Annotated in this window: 17 protein-coding genes and 1 pseudogene; 10 read left to right on the top strand and 8 right to left on the bottom strand. The window is 44.7% G+C overall.

The window, feature by feature from the left end; translation table 11 throughout:
* Positions 1-105: 105 nt before the first annotated feature.
* Positions 106-1,146 (top strand): annotated as a pseudogene (locus DXN04_RS26325) (NAD(P)H-dependent flavin oxidoreductase); the annotation flags it as partial.
* Between the two features lie 127 nt (positions 1,147-1,273).
* Here the strand turns inward: DXN04_RS26325 and DXN04_RS26320 are convergent.
* Together DXN04_RS26320 and DXN04_RS26315 are read right to left on the bottom strand one after the other, a co-directional pair.
* Positions 1,274-2,872: a hypothetical protein gene (locus DXN04_RS26320; RefSeq protein ID WP_116856382.1), complete on the bottom strand. Its 1,599-nt coding sequence runs from the start codon at positions 2,870-2,872 to the stop codon at positions 1,274-1,276.
* Between the two features lie 3 nt (positions 2,873-2,875).
* The gene (locus DXN04_RS26315) at positions 2,876-4,342 is read right to left on the bottom strand and encodes a M48 family metalloprotease (RefSeq protein ID WP_116856381.1); all 1,467 of its coding nucleotides are present in this window, start codon (positions 4,340-4,342) and stop codon (positions 2,876-2,878) included.
* 166 nt (positions 4,343-4,508) lie between these two features.
* Here DXN04_RS26315 and DXN04_RS26310 point away from each other — a divergent pair, with 166 nt between their 5' ends.
* The gene (locus tag DXN04_RS26310) at positions 4,509-5,843 is read left to right on the top strand and encodes a serine hydrolase domain-containing protein (protein WP_116856380.1); all 1,335 of its coding nucleotides are present in this window, start codon (positions 4,509-4,511) and stop codon (positions 5,841-5,843) included.
* Here the strand turns inward: DXN04_RS26310 and DXN04_RS26305 are convergent.
* Positions 5,833-6,201, bottom strand: a complete 369-nt coding sequence (locus tag DXN04_RS26305) for a DUF6766 family protein (protein ID WP_116856379.1) — start codon at positions 6,199-6,201, stop codon at positions 5,833-5,835. The genes DXN04_RS26310 and DXN04_RS26305 overlap by 11 nt on opposite strands.
* A 165-nt stretch (positions 6,202-6,366) precedes the next feature.
* Between DXN04_RS26305 and DXN04_RS26300 the strand changes: the two genes are divergently transcribed.
* The 3 genes from DXN04_RS26300 to DXN04_RS26290 are packed head-to-tail and all read left to right on the top strand — an operon-like array spanning position 6,367 to position 8,360.
* Positions 6,367-6,744 (top strand): SPW repeat domain-containing protein, encoded by a 378-nt coding sequence (locus tag DXN04_RS26300; RefSeq protein WP_116856378.1) that lies wholly within the window; start codon positions 6,367-6,369, stop codon positions 6,742-6,744.
* A gap of 4 nt (positions 6,745-6,748) precedes the next feature.
* Positions 6,749-7,348 (top strand): DUF4136 domain-containing protein, encoded by a 600-nt coding sequence (locus DXN04_RS26295; RefSeq protein WP_116856377.1) that lies wholly within the window; start codon positions 6,749-6,751, stop codon positions 7,346-7,348.
* 46 nt (positions 7,349-7,394) lie between these two features.
* A complete protein-coding gene (locus DXN04_RS26290) occupies positions 7,395-8,360 on the top strand; it encodes a hypothetical protein (protein ID WP_116856376.1) in 966 nt (321 codons plus the stop codon).
* A 136-nt stretch (positions 8,361-8,496) separates the two neighbouring features.
* On the opposite strand, the gene DXN04_RS26285 is transcribed toward DXN04_RS26290, so the two are convergent.
* Entirely contained in the window at positions 8,497-9,930 is a 1,434-nt protein-coding gene (locus DXN04_RS26285) for a hypothetical protein (RefSeq protein ID WP_116856375.1), read from the bottom strand.
* 8 nt (positions 9,931-9,938) lie between these two features.
* Positions 9,939-10,445, bottom strand: coding sequence for an eCIS core domain-containing protein (locus DXN04_RS26280; protein ID WP_116856374.1), 507 nt, complete (start codon positions 10,443-10,445; stop codon positions 9,939-9,941).
* A 173-nt stretch (positions 10,446-10,618) separates the two neighbouring features.
* Between DXN04_RS26280 and DXN04_RS26275 the strand changes: the two genes are divergently transcribed.
* The 3 genes from DXN04_RS26275 to tkt all read left to right on the top strand — a co-directional run bounded on the left by DXN04_RS26275 (position 10,619) and on the right by tkt (position 13,862).
* On the top strand, positions 10,619-11,026 hold the full coding sequence (locus DXN04_RS26275; protein WP_116856373.1) for a hypothetical protein: 408 nt from the start codon (positions 10,619-10,621) through the stop codon (positions 11,024-11,026).
* An 80-nt stretch (positions 11,027-11,106) separates the two neighbouring features.
* Positions 11,107-11,775 carry an FAD-binding oxidoreductase gene (locus DXN04_RS26270; protein ID WP_116856401.1) on the top strand — a complete coding sequence of 223 codons (669 nt, stop codon included), beginning with the start codon at positions 11,107-11,109 and terminating at the stop codon, positions 11,773-11,775.
* A gap of 65 nt (positions 11,776-11,840) precedes the next feature.
* Positions 11,841-13,862 (top strand): transketolase, encoded by a 2,022-nt coding sequence (gene tkt, locus DXN04_RS26265; protein WP_116856372.1) that lies wholly within the window; start codon positions 11,841-11,843, stop codon positions 13,860-13,862.
* A gap of 49 nt (positions 13,863-13,911) precedes the next feature.
* On the opposite strand, the gene DXN04_RS26260 is transcribed toward tkt, so the two are convergent.
* Entirely contained in the window at positions 13,912-14,109 is a 198-nt protein-coding gene (locus tag DXN04_RS26260) for a KTSC domain-containing protein (RefSeq protein WP_116856400.1), read from the bottom strand.
* Positions 14,110-14,154: 45 nt separating this feature from the next.
* Here DXN04_RS26260 and DXN04_RS26255 point away from each other — a divergent pair, with 45 nt between their 5' ends.
* Both DXN04_RS26255 and DXN04_RS26250 read left to right on the top strand, forming a co-directional pair.
* The gene (locus DXN04_RS26255; RefSeq protein ID WP_199415138.1) at positions 14,155-14,820 is read left to right on the top strand and encodes a hypothetical protein; all 666 of its coding nucleotides are present in this window, start codon (positions 14,155-14,157) and stop codon (positions 14,818-14,820) included.
* Positions 14,817-15,569 (top strand): DUF72 domain-containing protein, encoded by a 753-nt coding sequence (locus DXN04_RS26250; protein WP_116856371.1) that lies wholly within the window; start codon positions 14,817-14,819, stop codon positions 15,567-15,569. Before DXN04_RS26255 ends, DXN04_RS26250 begins: the two co-directional genes overlap by 4 nt.
* Before the next feature lie 53 nt (positions 15,570-15,622).
* Here DXN04_RS26250 and DXN04_RS26245 read toward each other — a convergent pair whose 3' ends face one another.
* The gene (locus DXN04_RS26245) at positions 15,623-18,178 is read right to left on the bottom strand and encodes a S9 family peptidase (protein WP_116856370.1); all 2,556 of its coding nucleotides are present in this window, start codon (positions 18,176-18,178) and stop codon (positions 15,623-15,625) included.
* The gene (locus DXN04_RS26240; protein ID WP_116856369.1) at positions 18,178-20,175 is read right to left on the bottom strand and encodes a TlpA family protein disulfide reductase; all 1,998 of its coding nucleotides are present in this window, start codon (positions 20,173-20,175) and stop codon (positions 18,178-18,180) included. Before DXN04_RS26240 ends, DXN04_RS26245 begins: the two co-directional genes overlap by 1 nt.
* Between the last annotated feature and the right edge of the window lie 69 nt (positions 20,176-20,244).

The following is a 20,244-nucleotide window of genomic DNA, read 5'->3' as shown; positions in this document are numbered from 1 at the left end:
ATCCAAGTTTGTTGCTTCTTTAATGAGTTGCAAAGCAACAAATTTTTAGCATTCCCCCCAAGAATTCAACTTGATCCATAATCAGTACCTTTCCATTCTAATTCGTGCACAATGATGAACAATTTAACCCGTCTTTTAGACATAGCCCTGCCTATTGTTCAGGCACCCATGTTCGGGGTTACAACTCCGGCAATGGTGGCAGCTGCGGCTAATACCGGTGCATTAGGTTCTCTTGCCATAGCCGATCTCTCCGCACAAAAAAGCATTGAACAAATCAGGGCAACCAGGCAACTCACCGCCAAACCATTTGCTGTAAATCTGTTCGTGCATACAATTCCTCCTATTACAGCAACATTACGCGAACAATACACGCAGACCAAATCTCATATCGAACATCTAGCCGCTAAAAATGGCTTAACGGTTAAACTGCCTGAACTGGATGCCATACAGGTCACGCCTTACCAGGACCAGATCGATGCCATTATCAGTGAACAATGCAGGATCGTTAGCTTTACATTTGGTATTCCTGATGCCGAAAGTATCCAGCAATTAAAAGCAAATAATACAATCCTTATCGGCACCTGTACTTCTGTAGCAGAAGCAATTGCGCTGGAAGAACAGGGTATTGATATCATTTGTGTGCAGGGGATTGAAGCCGGCGGGCATAGAGGTAGTTTCATAGGACTGCCGCAGATAGGCGGATTCTCCCTGCTGCCCCAGGTGTATGATACAGTTAAAACACCGCTCATCTATGCAGGGGGCATTTACAATAAGAAAAGTATGCAGGCCGCCCTGGCACTCGGCGCACAGGCGGTATCTATAGGGAGCCTGCTCATAGCCTCTAAAGAGAGCGCCTTGCTCCCTTTCGAGAAAGAACGTCTCAGTACTGTAAAAGAAGAGGAAGTTGTATTGACGAGAAGTTTTTCGGGAAGGTTTGCAAGAGGGATCCATAATACTTTTATTCAAGCCCTGGAAGGAAGTGATTATATTCTGCCCTATCCTTACCAGAACAAACTGACCGGGGAACTGAGGAGGATTGCGAGAGCGCACCAGGATAGTGAGTTTGTGAATATCTGGCTGGGGCAATCTATACAGTCATTTTCAAGCGCGTCTACCGCAGAAATAATCAATCAGCTTACAAAATAAAAAAACAGAGAGGCTGTATCAAAAGTATATCTCCGGGACTTAATCCTGATGGATCCCTGATGGAAAGTATTTTCTTTTATTGAATGCCATTACTTTTGATACAACCTCTCCTGCTATAACAACATCTTTACACTGCCTCTATCGACATCACCGTATACCGCTCCTTCATATTCCTGGTGATCACGATCACCGATCCCTCCTTCGCCGGCAACACCATCACACTCTTGCCCGCATCATCCCGCTTAATCGTCCGCACCACTTTCTTCTGCTCCACACTATAAATCACATATGCCTTCTCATCAGACATCACCAGGTAGGTCAACTTATCCTCAGGAGACACCACCGTAAAACAATAGGTCCCACTCCAGAAATTATAATCTCCCGTTTCCTTACTCCCATTGATCGGCAACGTATTCTCATACTTCACTTTCCCTGTCGTATCCATCTTCATGATCAGCGCATTTCCCGTAGGGAACTCCCTGTAATGACCAAATGCCATACAAATACCGGTATAACCAATACCCAATGCAGGGTTACCGGTACCAGCCCCCAATAAAAGACCTGTCAGTCCATATACAAACAGGCCTCCTCCAATGTTACGGCCTCTTACCTTCGACTTGATCACACTCCCCGTATAATAAGTATTCCCGTTGAAATCCCTGAATGACTTATTTGGCGTGATATAGCCCGCACCTGAAGAAAAATATCCTTTATTCGTCACATCCCCTTTTGAATCATCATACCAATAGGTAAACTGCTCCTTCATCTCTCCCTTCTTATGCCCCGTCAGTTCCACATTGAACACACCTCCATACATCCCTTTCCGGATCTTCAAACCCTCATCACGCTTCCTGTACTTCCTGAATTTTGGATTATAGATCAGCCCTGAAATATCCGGCTTCCCTGATATAGGATCATTCTCAAAACCCAGGGGCAGCAGATCATTTCCTTTCTTATCTTTCAACATATACTTCTGGTAAACGGAATTATCATCCGCATTATAAGAATACACGGTATACTGGTATTTATTCCGCGCCAGCTCCTTTTGCATCATCACATATACATCGTGCTCAGAAGTTTTAAAGTGCTCAATCTTTCCTTCTTCTGATATTCTTCTTTCCCATGTCTGGTTCCCTTTCATATCATAGAACACCAGGTTCTTCTTACTATCATCCTGGTACAAACACACAAAGCCCTTCCCTGTCATATTCTTCACTGAAATAGAATTCTTCAGCACTGACGAAGGAATGTAAGAATCATTCCAGTTCTTCCGGAGATCTACATTCAATTGCACCTGCGCCGTTTTAATAATCTCTCCTTTCAGGTTGATGAATTGTGTCAGCATCCAGGCTTTTCCCGTCATAATAGCTTTATTCCTGTCTGCACGATGCTCATAGCGATAACCCAGCACATTACTCTTCACATAAGCGAGACAAAGGATATTGTCTTCAATCATCACGTCTTCCAGTCGTAGTTTCAGTTCATGAAAGTTTACCACACCCAGGTCATTCAGGTTTTCATCCATAATCGTGAGGCGGTAACTGAATGAATCCCTGCTCACCTTCTCCAGCTGCGTGAGTGCCAGGTATCCCACCAGCACATCATTTTCCATAATAGGCTGTGCGGAAGTACTGATGTCCTGCCCTACCTCGCGGAATATTCTTTTTTGCGCTAATGCCGGCGTTGCCAGTACTGCCAGTAATAGATATAAGTAAAATTTTCTCATGAATTATCGCTTTTCAAAAGGGTGAACATATTCGCAATAGAGGCTCGTCTTATTAGACTCCATAAACTGTTTTGCCAGTTGCTGATTGGAAGCCGCCTCTTTATTATCAGCCAATACCAATGAGCGCTGGAAACCCTGCATTGCTTTTTCAGCAGGAGTTACATTGCTCCAGAACGCTGCATTTTGTAATTGCCTGCAGCCCTCGGCCAGTTTATCGCGCGGAATCTGTTCCAGCATGGTTTGTAACTGGTAGTATTCCTTAGAGATGTATTCTTTGCGTTGAATGTCGATAGTACTGGAGCGATGCAGATCCTTATCAGCTTTGTACAAACTCATCATCACGTTGTTAAACATGAAATCGTACCAGGCATCTGTATTCCCTTTATCTTTCTCCTGCATGATGCGGTAGAGGCATGGTGTCAGGTCTTTGTTGCAATACATATTCCAGATCAGCATACGGTTTACTTTTGTACTGATGCTCTCCGGAATAGGTGTAGCTACTGCATTACCTGTTTTGCGTGCTACAGTATTGTTGTATCTCACCACACAATCAGGGTGCGTTTTCAAAGAATCTGCCATGCCGCTGTTGTTTTGAAAATCATAGTCACGGGTAGACAATCCTTTGGAACGTTTCTTTGTCCAGCTTTCTTCCAATGCAATATTGTAATTTCCAAAATAGGTCTTCAGTGGCTGCTGTAAGGGTTGGAGGTATTGAACATCCGCACTGTCCATCCGCAGGAAGAATTCAGGTGCAAAGGAAATATGGCTGTTGTTCAGCAGGATGATAGCCAGGGAATCAGCATCTCCTTCGTGATAACGCTGGTGCCTGTTACGACTAAAGGTGTAGTTTTCATACACTTTTTTCAGGCGTGTCAGGCGGCCATAATCAGATTCCAGTACCTGCCCCAAAGATTGCTTGTATTCTGCAGAAGCCAGCCATTCAGCCTGTTTCTTCATTGCGTTCTCCGGGTGCTGCAGGATGTTGTGCGACAGTTCATGCGCAATAGTCAGGGCAATTTCTTCCCTTGTTTTTGCAAAGGAAATCAGGCCCAGGTTGATGGCCAGCACATTTCCTCCAATGGCATAGGCATTTACAGCGGCACTTCTGTCCAGGACCACAAAGGGGGTTACAGGCAGGTAATTCTTATTTCCCTCCTGGATCTGGGCAACAATATCATTCAGATAAGCGCAGATTCCTTTGTCATAGACATAATTATTGTCGTCAATGGCATCGGTGAAGAAAGTTGTTCTTTCATCCCAAATGGCTTTAAATTGCTTCTGGGTGGCTCTGTCCTTGAAGTTGTCCGGGCATGTCCAGGCCTTTTTGAGTGAATCTTCCTGTTTTTTGTAATAAAAGGCAGATAAATCCTGGTAGTTGTAGAGGTCTTTTTGCTGACCTTTGAGCGTACTGCTTCCCGCCAGGCATAGGAAAGACAGCCAAAACAAGTGTTTGGGTTTAGGTATAGGCATAATTGTCCCCGTTTGGGTGGGTTTAATGCAAGGTAAATATTTTTAATGCATTTTAATAAAACGTTCACATTCGTACGTGGCGTTTCATTTTCGTACGGGCAACATGCGTTTCAGCATTGAATATCAAACTCATAGATAATGGCCGACTTTTGGTAACCACACAGGTATGAGACTATTTATCATCCTGATTTTCCTGTGTGGACATGTGAGGGCGCAAACCATCCTGGTTGCTGAAAAAGGAAAAGTGATCGTCAGGCAGCAGTCCGATACTGTTGCATTTCAATTAGGATCTGTTTCCAAGACCTTTACGGCCGTGGCAGTGCTGCAACTGGAAGAAAAGGGAAAGATCCACCTCAACGATCCTCTTGTTAAATACTTCTCCGCATTTCCCTACCCCGACATTACGATTTATCACCTGCTCACACACACTTCCGGACTCCCCGACAAAGAAGAAATCTTCCTCCCTTATTTAGCGCAACATCCGGATACTGTTTTTACTAATAAGGACATCATTCCTGCATTAAAAAAACCATTGGCATTTACGCCGGGTACTGCATGGCGGTATAATAACATCGGGTTTGCATTGCTGGCTTCATTAGTAGAAAAAGTAAGCGGACAACCCTTTGCGAAATATATGCAGCAGCATGTGTTTCAGCCTGCCGGCATGCAGCACACTTATTTGCTGGGTGACAAAAACCCGGGGATGGTTACAGGTTACCTGGTAAGGGCGCACTATTCCGGGGAACTGCAACCCATTGATAGCAGTAAAAGATTACGTCCCTGGACTTACAATATGCGTAAGCTATATGGACCTACCAATGTGATCAGTACCCCACTGGATTTATTGCACTATCACTTAAGTAAGCTGTTAAAACCGGCCAGCATCCATAAAATGCTCTCCCCTGCACATCTTGCAAATGGGAGTAGAATTGAAACCGATGGTGAGTTTGGAAAAGGCTCCTATGGGTTGGGCTGGTTTATACAAAGCGATACGAATATCGTGATGCACACGGGCAGAGAACCGGGATTTTTTACCTTCTATTGCCGGGACCTGGCGCATGATAAAACCATTATTATACTTGATAATACAGAAAGTCCCGGCTTCGGCAGTGTGGTCAGGAGATACCTGGGTATGCCTGAACCTGTATATAAAAAATCACTGTTCCTGCCTTATGCAAAAATACTTTTAGCCAAAGGGCCTGATGCGGCAATTACCTTTTTCAATCAGTACAAATCAGATAGTACTTACTTTACAAATGAAATGGAACTGAATGAACTGGGCCTTGAACTGCTGGATGATCATCATGAAACGGCTGCACTTGAAGCCTTAAAGCTGTGTACAATACTCTACCCCGATAGCTGGAATACTTATGACAGCTATGGTAAAGCTTTGCTTCAAAGCGGGCAGAAAAAGGAAGCCATTCTCATGTATGAAAAGTCAGTAAAAATGAATCCGCAGAATGAACCGGCTAAAAAAATTCTGGCCACCATCACTCCTTAGGGAATTTATCATTCCACTCCTTCATCAGTTTTTCATAATTACCCGGATCCAGTTTCCTGATTATATAATCCAGCTTTTCCTCTTTTCGCTCATCTCCTTCTTTGGATTGAGGCGAGCCTACGTAAAGCAGAAATGCAAGCCCTGCTACCTGCCAGATCAATTGCAGGAACTCTGATTGCCAGTTCTCAAATGTATCCCGCATCATTTCATTTACATAATCCTGTACGACTACAGGCTCATGATGCGCCTTCTGCTCCTGCACAAATGACTTCCATCCAAAAAACCAGTGCAATAATAAACTGAACAAAAAGAATATAAGTGTGACCCAGACATACCCTTTTTTCTTAAGCCCTTTCATATGTTTTTTTTAAGAAAGAAAAGAAAAAACAATGCCAGCAATAACCGGTTGTATTTACCCTTACCATGGAAACAAGTCAACACTTCTATACGCGCCTCTTCCTTGTAAATCCGCTCCGGGCATGGTGGCATAGCTTATGCCCCACTATTGGCAAAACCTACATCAATGGGAATCATAAACACGAGGTTACATGGCATCTTAGATTACCTGGTTGGTATTCTTCTCATTATTGTTCCGATGGTCGTATTCGGAACGGCTGACAGCGGCGGCGAAGTATGGGTGCCTGTTGCGCTGGGTATTTCTACTTTAATATACAGTTTGTTTACTGACTATGAGTTCGGCATCTTCCGTAAGATAAAGATGAGTGCCCATCTGACGCTGGATGTATTGAGCGGCATGGTGCTAATGACTTCGCCATGGGTATTTGATTTCTGGGAAGTATCCTGGATGCCTTATGTACTGGCGGGTTTATTTGAAATAGGTGCAGGGTCTTATACCAAGGTCCATTCACTTTCTCCTAAATATCAGGTCACAGAAATATAAGCTTATGAAAAAGATCATGTGCATACTACTGGTAGCAATAGTGAGCAGCTGTAGCTCCACCCATATAGAACAAAGCTGGCGGGATCCGGCAGTGACTGTCGATGTATCTCAGCTCAATAAGGTACTCGTAGTAGCCCTGCTGAAAGATGAGGCCAACAGGCGCGCTACGGAAGATGAATTGTGCAGCATGCTAAACGGCAAAGGCGTACCCTCCTACAACTACCTGACTAAAAACATTACAAAAGAACAGGAAGAAACGATCAGGGAAAAAGTAAAGGACCAGGGTTTTGACGGGGTGATAATAATGCGGCTGGCTGCAGTGGATAAAGACGTACAGTATGTACCGGGTACCTACCCTATGTACTATGGCCGCTTCTGGGGATATTACTGGAATGCCTGGAATGCCTTTTACGATCCCGGGTATTATAAGACCACACGCACTTACAGGGTGGAAACAAATGTCTATTCTTTGAAACGGGACAAGCTCATTTGGAGTGGGATCACCTCTACTGTTGACCCTTCAGGTGTCGACAAACTGATGAAGTCATCCTCCAAAGCAGTCTATAAAGAAATGAAGAAACAAGGGTTTATTACAGGAGTATAATAAATATTAATGTATTTTTGCATCTGTTTTTAGATCCTATATCCCTATGCTTACAAGTAAAAAAGAGAACGAAACGCCGCTATCGGAGGAGGCTATTGTTAAAATTAAAGAGTTCCGTTACGACTTCCTGAAGTTCTTCCTGGGCACCTTCATCATTGGGGCAGCCGGTATTATTACGACCAGTATTTATAAAGGTTATGAGCTGAAAATCTCTTCCCGTCAAACGGAGAATGAATACCTGAACTCTTACATTACCCAATACAATAACCTGTATACCTCCGACTCTCTGGGCAAGTATGATAAGATCGCTGAGATGTTCGAAGTACTGTCTATTGCCACTACTGATGCCGATATGCAAAAGAGATGGGATTCGCTGAGACGTTATTTCCAGGCAAAGATTGCGGTGATCACAGACTCTATTGGTAAGTACAAAGATTCAGTATCAGCAGTGTCTATTAAGGTAGATAGCTTCAAACAGGTGCAGCAGGACCTGGAAGTAAAGATCACTACCCTCGCCAAAGTGAAGTCACTGGATGGAAATGCGGAAAAAATAGAGCAACTACAGGCAAAGCAGGAACAGCTAAGAGACAGTGTATCTACGAGACAATTACAGCTGAACAGGTTTGCGACTATCAAGCTGAATGCAGAGAAGTATGCGATGGAGCGGTTGATCCATCCGCCCACTTCCTTACCTGCTCCTGAAAAAAACTACGAGATTGTTTATGACCTGGACAGGTATACGGCTTTGGGCAATATAAGTGAGATCATCGAAGGCATTGCTGTAAAGGTGAATAGTATCAATGAGCAAACCGGTGCTATTTCAGTAACTGTAGACAGGAATGATCACAATGCACAAACTATGGAATTAAAACCCGGCACCAGTACGCCGATGTTGACATTTGGAGATGATTCTTTCCAGGTGAAAATAACCATGAAGAGTTGTGAGGCGCATATTATGCCGGGCAAGAAAGTGGCGAAGTACCAGATCATCGTACAGAAATTAAAAGCATAAGCTCCAGCTACAATTTTAAAAAGAGCTTGTAGGAAAAAGCAATTTGATGGCATCTGGCATTCAAAAAAGGAATTTCTCTCCATAGGGGAACCGGATGTAATACCTCAAATTTCTTTTTGCTGCAAGCTCTTTTCATTTAAATATTTTCCGGCGGCGTTTGTTCCACCACACTCAAATTCATTTCCATAAATGTGAGGTCAAATTCATTATAATTCTTTGTTTTTTCATCGACTACTCCTGAAGTGATCCTTGTTTTCAACCTGCCATCCGGGCCGATATAATTATTCAACCTGTTCCGCACTGCTCCTAAATACTTCCAGCCCTTGCTTCTCAGCCACCAGATGCGGTCCTGAATGATTTGTAATCTCCTGGCAATCGCCTCCTCCTTGTGTGCCTTTGCAATATCATCATGCTTTTCTGCCACAAGATCAGTTACATTATCTGCCCGGATGAATACTTCAAATTCATCATTCTTATCCACGCCGGGTATTTTTTCCAGGTAGTGCTGTACCGTCTTTCTAAAGGCATCCAGTTTAGGTATTACACCGTCTTTAGGCTTGACGCTGCCTCTGTCTACAGACGCTCCGTGCCTGATCGCATATACGGCCAGCGGAGGTGCATCCAGCCTTGCATCTACATCAAAGTTTTCAGGGAGGAAACGGATATATTGTTTGGGTGCACTCTTATACCCCTTGGCCAGACTCCCTATATAATCAAGATCACCAATCATATTGGGATCCATGTAGCCAAGCCCTTGCTCCGCCTGTTGCTGGTATACCCAGTTTTTAATTTCCTGTTTGCCGAGGGCCCACCTTTCTCTCAGCAATTGGTTGACTTCCTGTACCATGGCCCACCATTTTCTTTGCCAGATACCTTTTCCATCATTATTTTTCTCCGCCGCCAGCTGGTTGTCAGAGAAACCTTCAAAGCCATTAAATTCAGGGGGAGCTGCTGTTCTATAAGCAGCAATCATATATTCTACCAGGTAATTGCATTGTACAATTTGTTCATCCAGCTTTTTGAAATAAACGTTCTTTAATCTGTTCACTGACGAGATACTGATGAAGCTGCGGTAATTTCCTTTGTAATCAAGTGAGATTTTCTTGACCTCACCGGCAATTTCCAACAACCTGGTGCTGGACATTTTTAATATATTTTTTTCTATGTTGGAGCTTTCCTTAAGTGAAAGTAATACGTTATGTGCGTGGTGAAATGCCTTTCGAAATGGCTGGTATAAAGGTGGGTCTTCAGGTCTTGCAGTTTCTTCTTTAATGGAAGGTCTCCAGATGCCGGTTTTCTCATTCACATCTTCAACTTTTATTCCCATTCTTTCAGTATCCTCGTCCAGTTTTTCAGATACAAGGTCCGGGTCAACCTGTTGCACCCTGTTTAGATTCCCAAAATCGTCCATCCTAATGGTCTTGGCACTTTTGGGCTTTCCATCCCTGCTGTAGTATCCAAACTCTTTTCCCTCTGTCAACTGGAATGGTGCATGGGCGGGTACAGTGCCTGTTTTTAGCTTTTGTGATGGCGTAGCTTTCATTTGTATCGTCTGCACGGCTTCACTCATCTCCTCCTCTAAGAATTCTTTTTTTTTTGCACAGGCAGGTCTTCCTCTTCCAGGCCTTTCTTTTGCAGCGGCATCTCCTCTTCCGGCAGTGCCTTCATTTGCAACGCCTTCTCCCCCATCTCATCCGCTTCCCTTTCCAGGCCATTATCATCATTAACCGGCACTCCTGCTTTCAACTGCCTGGTAGCTGCCACTCTTCCCTGTTTCTGCTGTACCACATGCCAGGCTTCATGTGGCAAATGCCGCTCCTGCCCGGGGGCAATATGTATATCAGTGCCCTGTGCATAAGCATGTGCCTGCAATTGCGAAGGCTGCTCAGAATTATAATGTACTTTGACATCGTCCATCGCCATACCGGAAAGCCCTTCAATACCTGCCTTCAGGTGATCCGGCATTCCTGTATTATTTGCTTTTAACTGGAAAGTTTGAACCGCTTCACGCGCTACTCCGGATGTACTCCGGCGATCTTCAGTTGCAGTAGAATGGTTATGGGCTTTTTGAGGTTCGTATGTCATAAGATCAGAATATACAGTAATCTACAAAATATTCTCTGAATTCCATTTGATCCGTGGGTAGTTTGGGGACATTTTCTACAGAAAATGCCCTACCCCTCTATAACCTGCTTTACTCTTTTCCCCGGTATTCCTCAGGTCAAAAATTTTGCTTAATTTAATACAAATTAACCTCAATGAGTATTAAGACGCGTTTATTTTCCCAAATAAACAATGAAATACTTTCATTGGAACAGGTGCTGAGTACCATTCGTTCTATCCGTCCGGAAGACATCAGGTATTCAAATGACGGCTGTTTTAACACGCCGCATCACACACTGTTCATTACCTGTAAACTACAGGATCCCGAAAATATTTCATTCCGCTACGACGACAATCCCGGGGAAGCATGGTTTGGGGTCACCAAGCCTAACACCACCATTCTGACCGATGCAGGAGATGAATATCATGTTCCCCTCTTCTCCTTTGTATCCCGTGAAAAGGCGATGCAAATCATTACTGAATTCTTTAATAACCCGGCCCAGAAACCACCTTCGATCCTTTGGGAGCCGGCTGAACAGTTCGAGTGGCCTTATTCCTTGTAGTTTCCCTCCATTTTATTGTATAATCTATTGTTAATGAATTTGTGGCATCTTATATGCTGCCAATTCCCCAAATAGGAATTATGGAATCACATGCCGTCAGGGTCATTGAAATACTCGATGTGACCCACGATGTAAAATGCTTTAGACTGGAAAAGCCCGATGGATACACCTTCGTCCCCGGACAAGCTACTGAGATCACCCTTTCTATTCCCGGCTGGGAGGAAGAACGACGACCGTTTACTTTCACAGCACTCAACGAGGCTCCCTACCTGGAATTCACAATCAAGGGATACCCGGAGCACGATGGTGTCACAAAACGATTACATGAGCTGAGGCCAGGCGACACCCTGAACATTCACGATGTATGGGGTGCCATCACCTACCAGGGACCCGGTTACTTTATTGCCGGTGGCGCAGGGATTACCCCTTTCATCGCTATCCTCCGTCAATTGTACAGGGACCAAAAAATAAGTGATAATTATCTGTTCTTTTCGAACAAAACTGCTGCTGATATCATTTATGAATCAGAGCTGACCCGGATGCTTGGCAAAAACGTCTGCTACACCCTCACCAAGGAAAAAAAAGAGGGCTTCGACAGCAGAAAGATTGACGCTAACTACCTGCGGGAGCAGATCAAAGATTTTAGTAAACACTTTTATGTATGCGGCCCTGACCAGATGGTAAAAGACATCAGTGCCGCACTGGAAGAACTGGGTGCAACAACAGATGCCGTCGTATTTGAAAAATAATGATGCCCTTTCTTACCAACCTGTAGATAAACTACACATACACTCACTCACAATTAATTATTAATATGACTGACACATCAGCAACAGTAAAGTCTACCTCAATAGACGATCTTTCTGTCAATACCATTCGCTTTTTGTCTATCGATGCCGTACAAAAAGCCAACTCCGGCCACCCCGGCTTACCATTAGGCGCAGCACCCATGGCCTACGTGTTGTATACCCGTATCATGCGTTATAATTCCAGTGATCCAAAATGGTTTAACCGTGACCGCTTCATACTTTCCGCAGGACATGGCTCTGCGCTTTTATACAGTATGCTTCACCTCACAGGTTATGACCTCTCCCTGGAAGATCTGAAACAATTCAGGCAATTACATTCCAGAACACCCGGGCATCCTGAAAGTATGTTTACCCCCGGTGTTGAGGTGACTACAGGTCCCTTAGGCCAGGGCCTCGGCAATGCTATTGGCGTGGCCATGGCAGAAGCACACCTGGCAGCTAAATATAACCGGCCTGATCACAAAATAATCGATCACTTTACTTACGTCATTGCCAGTGATGGAGATATGATGGAAGGCGTAGCCTCTGAAGCTTCCTCCCTCGCCGGACACCTGAAACTTGGTAAACTCATATGTCTGTATGACGATAACAAGATTTCACTGGATGGTCCTACCAACCTCGCCTTTACGGAAGATGTACTGAAAAGATATGAAGCCTACGACTGGCATGTTCAGATCGTGGAAGACGGGAATGACCTGAATGCGATAGAAGCTGCTGTAAAGAAAGCACAGGAAGTGACTGACAAACCTTCTATCATTGCCGTACGTACCATCATTGGTTATGGCAGCCCGCTGGCAGATTCCAATAAGGTGCATGGCAGTGCCATGGGCGAAGAAAATGTGCGCAAGACCAAAGAGTTTTACGGCGCAGACCCTGACAAACAATTTTATGTTCCTGCTGAAGTAAAAGAACATATGCTGCTGCGTACTAAAGAAGGAGCAAAATTACAAGAGGAATGGAACAAGCAATTTGATGCATATAAAGCGGCTTTCCCGAACGAAGGAAAAGAACTGGAATTAGGTTCACATGATGAACTGCCGGAAGGATGGCAGAAAAGCCTGCCTGTGTTCACACCGGGCGATGGGGCACTGGCGACCCGCCAGGCACACGGGAAAACCCTGCTGGCCTTAAAAAAGGTGATTCCTTACATTTTTGGCGGTAGTGCTGACCTGGCTTCGTCTAATGATATGCCCCTGGATACGAAACTGAGCTTCCAGCCCGATCATTATGAGGAACCCAATATCTGGTTTGGCGTGCGGGAACATGGTATGGGTGCCATCCTGAATGGCATGGCGGCACATAAAGGTGTTCGTGTATACGGAGGTACTTTCCTTACTTTCTCTGATTATATGAAAGGTGCTATTCGTCTCGCTTCACTCACAAGAGCCCCCGTCACTTATATCTTCACGCACGATAGCGTAGGCCTGGGTGAAGATGGCCCTACCCACCAGCCTATAGAACAGGTAGCTGCATTGCGTGTTGTGCCCAACCTGGTGACTATTCGCCCTGCAGATGCCAACGAAACGGTGCAGGCATGGCGACTGGCGCTGGAAAGAAAAGAAGGCCCTGTAGCATTGATCTTAAGCCGTCAGAAACTGCCGGTATTGGATCAGTCCAAATTCCCTTCTGCTGAGCATGTAAAGAAAGGTGCTTATGTACTGAAGGATACAGAAGGGGAATTACAATTGATCCTGATCGCTACCGGTTCTGAAGTTTCCCTGGCACTGGCTGCGCAGGAGCAACTGGGCAGGGAAGGGATTTCAAGCAGAGTGGTGAGCATGCCATCCTGGGAACTGTTCGAGGAACAGGATGCGGCTTACAAAGAAAGTGTATTGCCCAAAAAACTTGTAAAAAGAATATCTATCGAAGCCCTTACCCCATTTGGCTGGGATAAGTATGTAGGTACAGAAGGAAAGGTGTTAGGCCTCAATCGTTATGGTGAATCCGGACCGGGAGAAGAAGTGCTGAAGGAACTGGGATTCTCTGTGGAGAATGTAGTCGCTGAGGCAAAGAAACTGATCGGTTAATGGCAAGCATATGAAAAAAAGGGAAGGCATCTTTTAAGAAGGCCTTCCCTTAATTTATTTTATCAAATGCGTACTTCCCCTTTATTTTCCTGTTGAGAAAGATCCCTTTTGACTTCGACGACTTCATTTGCAAATACACTTCTTCAGGCACATCAATATAATCATATATCGCTCCCGATAAAAAGTGAACCCGTAGCCGATGCGCTCCAGGGTCGTAGGTCATATATGCAATAACGGATGAAGGCATGATTTTTTGGGTAAAAAGATTATGCCAAAACCAAAACATAATAATATGGCTACGAAGACCCGAAAAAAGACAAAAGATCTGTCCGCATCCTACAATCGTTTCAAAACGTACGAAGGAAAACAATATACCGGTGTACAAATCGGCAGAGGTCACCACTGGCATTATGACCAGGGTGACTGGAAGGAAACCAAGATCACGCCTGATCTGTGGGAGATCTCCTACGCTGTGACCAAGCGCCGTACCGGCCATGCCCCTGAAGGCTCCGGAGTGCCTGTAGGTACCGGCTATCACTGGTATATCCTGGCACATCAGAATGTAACCAAGCTGAATGCAAACGATTATTCCACCTCCATGACCGGCCTGAAATTCAAGATGGCACACAAAAGAGCTGATAAAGGTAAGTGGAATATCTCCGGCCCCACCCAGCGAAAACACCTGGTTAAATTCCTGAAAGAAATTATCGATCAGTTAGAAAAAGAACCGATTCCTCTTGCATTTGAATACGAAGGTGTCAAATACAAAGGGGAAGGTGTACCCATATCACAAACCTGCGAAAAAGGGATTTGTTATGAGGTGGATATTACCCTGAACGATGAAAACCTGGGGATCCTTCGCTATGCAAAAAGCGGCTGGAAAATGGATCTGGTGGAAGATAAGAAACTGGTGAAAGTCATCGGGGATATTGTAATGGAATATTTTGATGAACTATGAAGCCGGGCAAGATTTACATTGGCACTTCCGGATGGCATTATAAGCATTGGAAGAAACGCTTCTATCCTGACGAAGTAAAGGCGGCAGACTACCTCTCCTACTATGCGCAATTTTTTGCCACTGCTGAAATCAATGCGAGTTTTTACCGGCTTCCATTGGTATCTACCGTGCAGGAATGGGCGAAGACTGTTAATAGCCGTTTCCGTTTCTGTCCTAAGATCAGCCGGTATGTCACACATACCAAGAAGCTCAATGACCCGGCACTCACCCTTCCCCGCTTTTTCGATGTATTTGATGCCGTCATCAAAAGATTGGGACCTGTATTATTACAGCTACCTCCTAATCTGCATTTCCATGAAGAAAGGGTAAAAGCTTTCCTTGATGCACTTACTGCCTACAAAGGCTACCATTTTGCGCTGGAGCCACGTCATGAAAGCTGGATGACACCGGAAGCCATCCAACTCTTAAAGAAATATAAGATTGCCTTTGTCATTGCCCATTCCGGCGGTCGCTTCCCCTCCGGTGAATTTGTTACGGCAAAAGATATTTATATCCGGTTTCACGGGCCAAAAGGTAATTACGCTTCAGGTTACTCAGCATCGTTTTTACAGGAATATGCAGATAAGATCGTACAATGGCAGCAGGCAGGACATCACATCTGGGTATTCTTCAATAACGACGGCAATGCGTATGCTATTAAAAATGCCCTCACACTCATCGATAACATAAAAAAAACGCCACTACCTTGAAAGGTAGCGGCGGTTCATTTTATCAACCAAAATCAAAATCAAAAATTTATATACTAGTACTTTTGATCTACATTTCTTTCATCCACACTGATCCCTTCACTCATCCATCTTGGCATAGGTTTCTTCATCAGGTAATGATCAAAGAAACCTTGCATACGGATAGTAAAATCCTTCTGTGCAGGCAATTCCTCCAGCGTATGATTAGCTCCCTTATAATTTAGTAACCAGGCCGGACGTTTTAATCTTCGCAAACTCAGGAAGAGGTCCAACCCATGCGTAAAAGGTACCGCTCCATCTTTGTCATTATGGAAGATCATTATTGGTGTATGTATCTTATCAGCGTTAAAAATGGCTGAATTATTTATATATCCTTCTTTGTCTTCCCACAGGCTCTTCCCCATCCTGTACTGCTCCGATTCAAACTTAAACAGGGAAGGCGCGCCATTTTGTCTCACCGCTGTGTAGTTATAGGTCATGTTTACCACACCTGCGCCGATGTTCGCACATTTAAACACATCAGTCCTTGTCACCAGGTAAGCGGCCTCATACCCGCCAAAGCTATGTCCCTGTAAGCCAATTGCCTCTTTATCAGCAATTTTTCTTTCAATCAGGGCGTTTACTCCACTTACGACGCAATTGTACACACTTTCTCCCGGTTTTCCAATGATATAATGCACATCCGGACGAAATACTAAATAGCCCCTGCTCACATAAGTACTGATATTGATCGTACTGCTGGTATATTCCGGTACAATATAATCATGCAAATCCTGGCTATGGGTCTCATAAAAGTCCACAATCATCGGGTACACCTTACTGGAATCATACGCTTCCGGCAGGTACAACAAACCTTCGTCATTTTTTCCATCAAAAGTTTTCCATTTCACCACTTTTGCTGATCCCCAATTGTAATCCTTCTGTTGTGGGTTGATATCTGTCAGTTGCTTTGAATTCTTAAAATTAATATCCCCGTACCATACATCCGGGTTGATCTGGTAGTTTTCCTTTGTAAAGATGCAGGAACGGCCATCACCTGATATAGAACTGATCTTTACTGAATAATCAGGATTTTCCACCACTTTTTCCACCCTGGCCAGTGATTGCAGTTTGTACACACCTCTTGCCTTGGTCTCTTCATTGAAGCTACGCAGCAGGAGTGGCTTGCCCAGGTTCATGTTTTCCATGTATTCAGCACCGTGAAGACGCAGTACAAGTTTATGCTGACGGCCATACTGCCCCGTCAGTGAATAAGGCTTACGCTGGCCACTCATATCCACTGCCCACATATCATACCTGTCATAAATCACAGCAGTATTGCCGCCATCCAGCCAGCCTGCCAGTCCGTATGCAGGATTACGCCCCGGCTGGTCCCATTCTTCATCATTCACAGGGAAACCAATCCCCTCAGAGATATTCACAAATTGACCTGTACTCAGATCGATCTTTTCCCAGGCCTTATTTTTATTATCGTAGTAGATCGAAAACTTACCGTTCGGGCTCCAGCTTGGTGTTTCATAACTATCCTTTGCAATCAGCTTTCTTTCTCCACTATGTACATTTACCAGGTAAAGATCTGCATTGCTGTTATAGCGGTAGTCGATATCTACTTTATAAGGTGCCGGATCTAAGGCTATCACATAATCAAATGTTTCGCTGGAGGGGGTTACCAGCTGGCCGGACATCTCCGGGGCTAATTCCACCACTGTCTTTGTATCGATGTTGTAGACGAACTTCGCCTGGTTCATCATGTTCTTGTCATACACCCCCCTGCGTTGCAAACGCTGTGTAACAGGTTCGTTCCACGTCCACAATTCCAGCTGGAAACCTGTATTCTGTGGTTGCGGACGCATGGCAGGTTGCTCTGCGCGCATTACATCCAGTATAAACTGTTTGGTCCCTGGTGTAATCGACAGGGCCTGTTCTGACAATTTATAAGCGGCAGGTACTTTGATATCCCTGTAGTCCAGGAGAAAGGTAGTCTGTCCCGTCTTCAGGGAGTAGTAATACAGTTTCCTATCGGACAGGATCGTTCCACTCCCCTTATCCCTGTTCAGGGAATAGTCATCTACAGGACCATTAAAAAGTACCTTGTGCTTTCCTTTTAAAGGGCCGGCCAGCAGCTGGTTACCTTTGATATAGATTACATTGCCATCAAGGATATTGCACCTTGTCACATCTTTCAAAACAATGCTGTCGCCGGTATTGAGGTCTACTACCACCTGCTTATCCGGTGTATTGTAACTCAGGGTATTGCTATTGTCACTGCTGAGGAAATAACTACTCCTGGTCCAGTACTCCTCATGTCCGTCTTTCAGTCGTCTCAGTATGGTGGAATCATTTCTGGTGTACTTCATCCATTTTCCCTGGCCGATAAACTCAGGACTACCCATATCGCTGAAGGTCGTCGTTTTGCCGCTAGCTGTATTGACCAGGTATTGCAAATGTTCCTCATCTCCGCTGTAGCGATACATCATCCATTGTCCGTCGTAAGACAGGGATGGCGTACCTAATCTTTTCCATTGTGCATACGCTGTCGTATCGATTGTTTTCTTCTGCGCGACGGCCACCTGCATTCCCAGCAGTGCTGCCAGCATTAATTTCCCTTTCATCAATTTTCATTTTTTAACAGGTCAATTACGTAGCTCAGCTCATCCACCAGTTTGCTTGGGCTACCGCCGTAGCCTTCTGAGGTCCAGCGGATCACACCATTCTTCAGCACAACCTTGCGTGGAATACCGGATGATTTGAACACCGGTGCCATAGAACTGAATACCTCATTCTGTGCACCCTTTTCAGTGATTTCATCCAGCAATACATTGAAGCGGAAACCTGATTTGCTAATATAGCTCCTGATTTCCTCTTTATAATTTTTACTTGCAGCCTGCGTAGCAATAAAGTAGAAGGCTACCTTGTTATCTTTCGCATATTTGTCTACCGCCATCTGCATACCAGGGAACGCTGATTTACAAGGCGTACACCAGGTAGCCCAGAAGTCAATTACTACAATTTTATCTTTGAAATCTGTAGCACTATTCACTGTCTTACCATTTAAATCCTTCAGTTTAAAAGGCGTATATGGTGCATTGATCAGACCTGCTTTTACCTGGGCCCTGAATTTCTCCATATCAGCAGCAGGTTTCAGGCTTTCCATGTAAGCATCAAAGCCATCTGCCTTACCATTCTTTGCTACATATTCCTTCTTCAGCCTTTCGATCATGGCAGGTGTAGCTGCATTATTCCTGATACCCATTTCCAGTACCGCTCCTACCTGCGCACCATTGCCTGTATGCTCGAGGATATCGATATGCGCATCGTTCAGTTTAGCATTGGTATAAATGAATGCCGGGGAGATCATCTTCACATAGGTTAGCGCCTCTGCATATTTACCCATCTTAGCCAGCATGCGTGCATGTGCGGCCAGCTTTTTATCCAGTTGGCTCAGGGCAAATTCATCGGCCTGTTGCGGCGTGAAACGGAGATTTTCATTGTAGGAACCATCATGTACCTTCGCAATCGCCTCAGTGATGATAGCCTTACCTAAAGGATAGATACTATCCAGTGGCATGCTGTTCGTCATGAAATGGCGTTCTACATTCCAGCGGTAGATCTCTGCCAGGGAAGCGAAGTCCATTTGTGGCAGCAATGCAATCAGCTTGTCAAATTGTGCTTTTGCCACATAGCCAACTGCCAGTTCCCTGTAGATGCTATAATACATAAATTGCTGTTCTGCACCGGAGTCCCTTCGCATTTCAGCTACGGGAAAGTCCTGCAGGAATTTCTCCATTCTGCCCAGTTTCGCATCGCTCTGTTCACTGGTATAAGCCGCTGTATAAGCCAGGTGGCGTGCCAGGTGACCATGAGGATATTTGGAAAGGATCAGTGCTTTGACAGAATCACCTTTGTGTGTGTCTTTCAGGTCAAACTGGTAAGTGCTATAGATCTGGTAATAGTTGGATTCATCGATGCCGGGTAAGCCTGCCAGGCGAACCAGGTTTCTTTCTACTTTTTCATTGTATTCATCTCCCAGGCTTATTTTCAGCATAGCCAGGTAATCTCCTGAGTAGCGGGGCATGTACTGTCCGTAGATTTTCATTTCCTTACGGATCCACATTTCCAGTGCTTCATCGCTGATATTAAATTTTTCGAAGTATCCCTGCGGTGCGTGACCGAAGGAAGGTTTGCGGAATAAGCCCCACGCCAGTGCTCCACCAGGCAAAGCCATTCCCTGTTTATTGACAGTGGTTTCTACAAAGCCATTATCATTGTTGTTATCATAAGCAGCGATCTGGCCATCCTGCTCTACATAAAACTTAAATGCTATGAACGCACAATTTTCGGGCACATAATATTTAGCATCATAAACGCCATTGTGCAATTGCAGGTTCACATCATTAAGTCCCCATCTGTAGTTACTGAAGGTGTATACCATACCGCGGATGTGATCCTTCCCTGCCAGTGGACCACCAGCGGGGTTGTAATGAATGGTCAGGGTATCGCCGGCTACCGGCACACCACTTCTTTGTAATCTGCTGCTATCTGTCTGGCTAAAGCCCATTGATGGCATTGCCAGCATCATAGCCAGCGCACTGATCCATGTATACTTCATTGTCGGGTTGTTTACAAGGTGGATCGGAGAGAGCTGTGACACTCCCTCCTTCACACCTTATTGTTGGTT

It is taken from the genome of Chitinophaga silvisoli (assembly GCF_003412465.1).
GTDB lineage: Bacteria > Bacteroidota > Bacteroidia > Chitinophagales > Chitinophagaceae > Chitinophaga > Chitinophaga silvisoli.
Note: the sequence above shows the minus strand (reverse complement) of the source record. Positions and strands in the feature narration are given on the sequence as shown.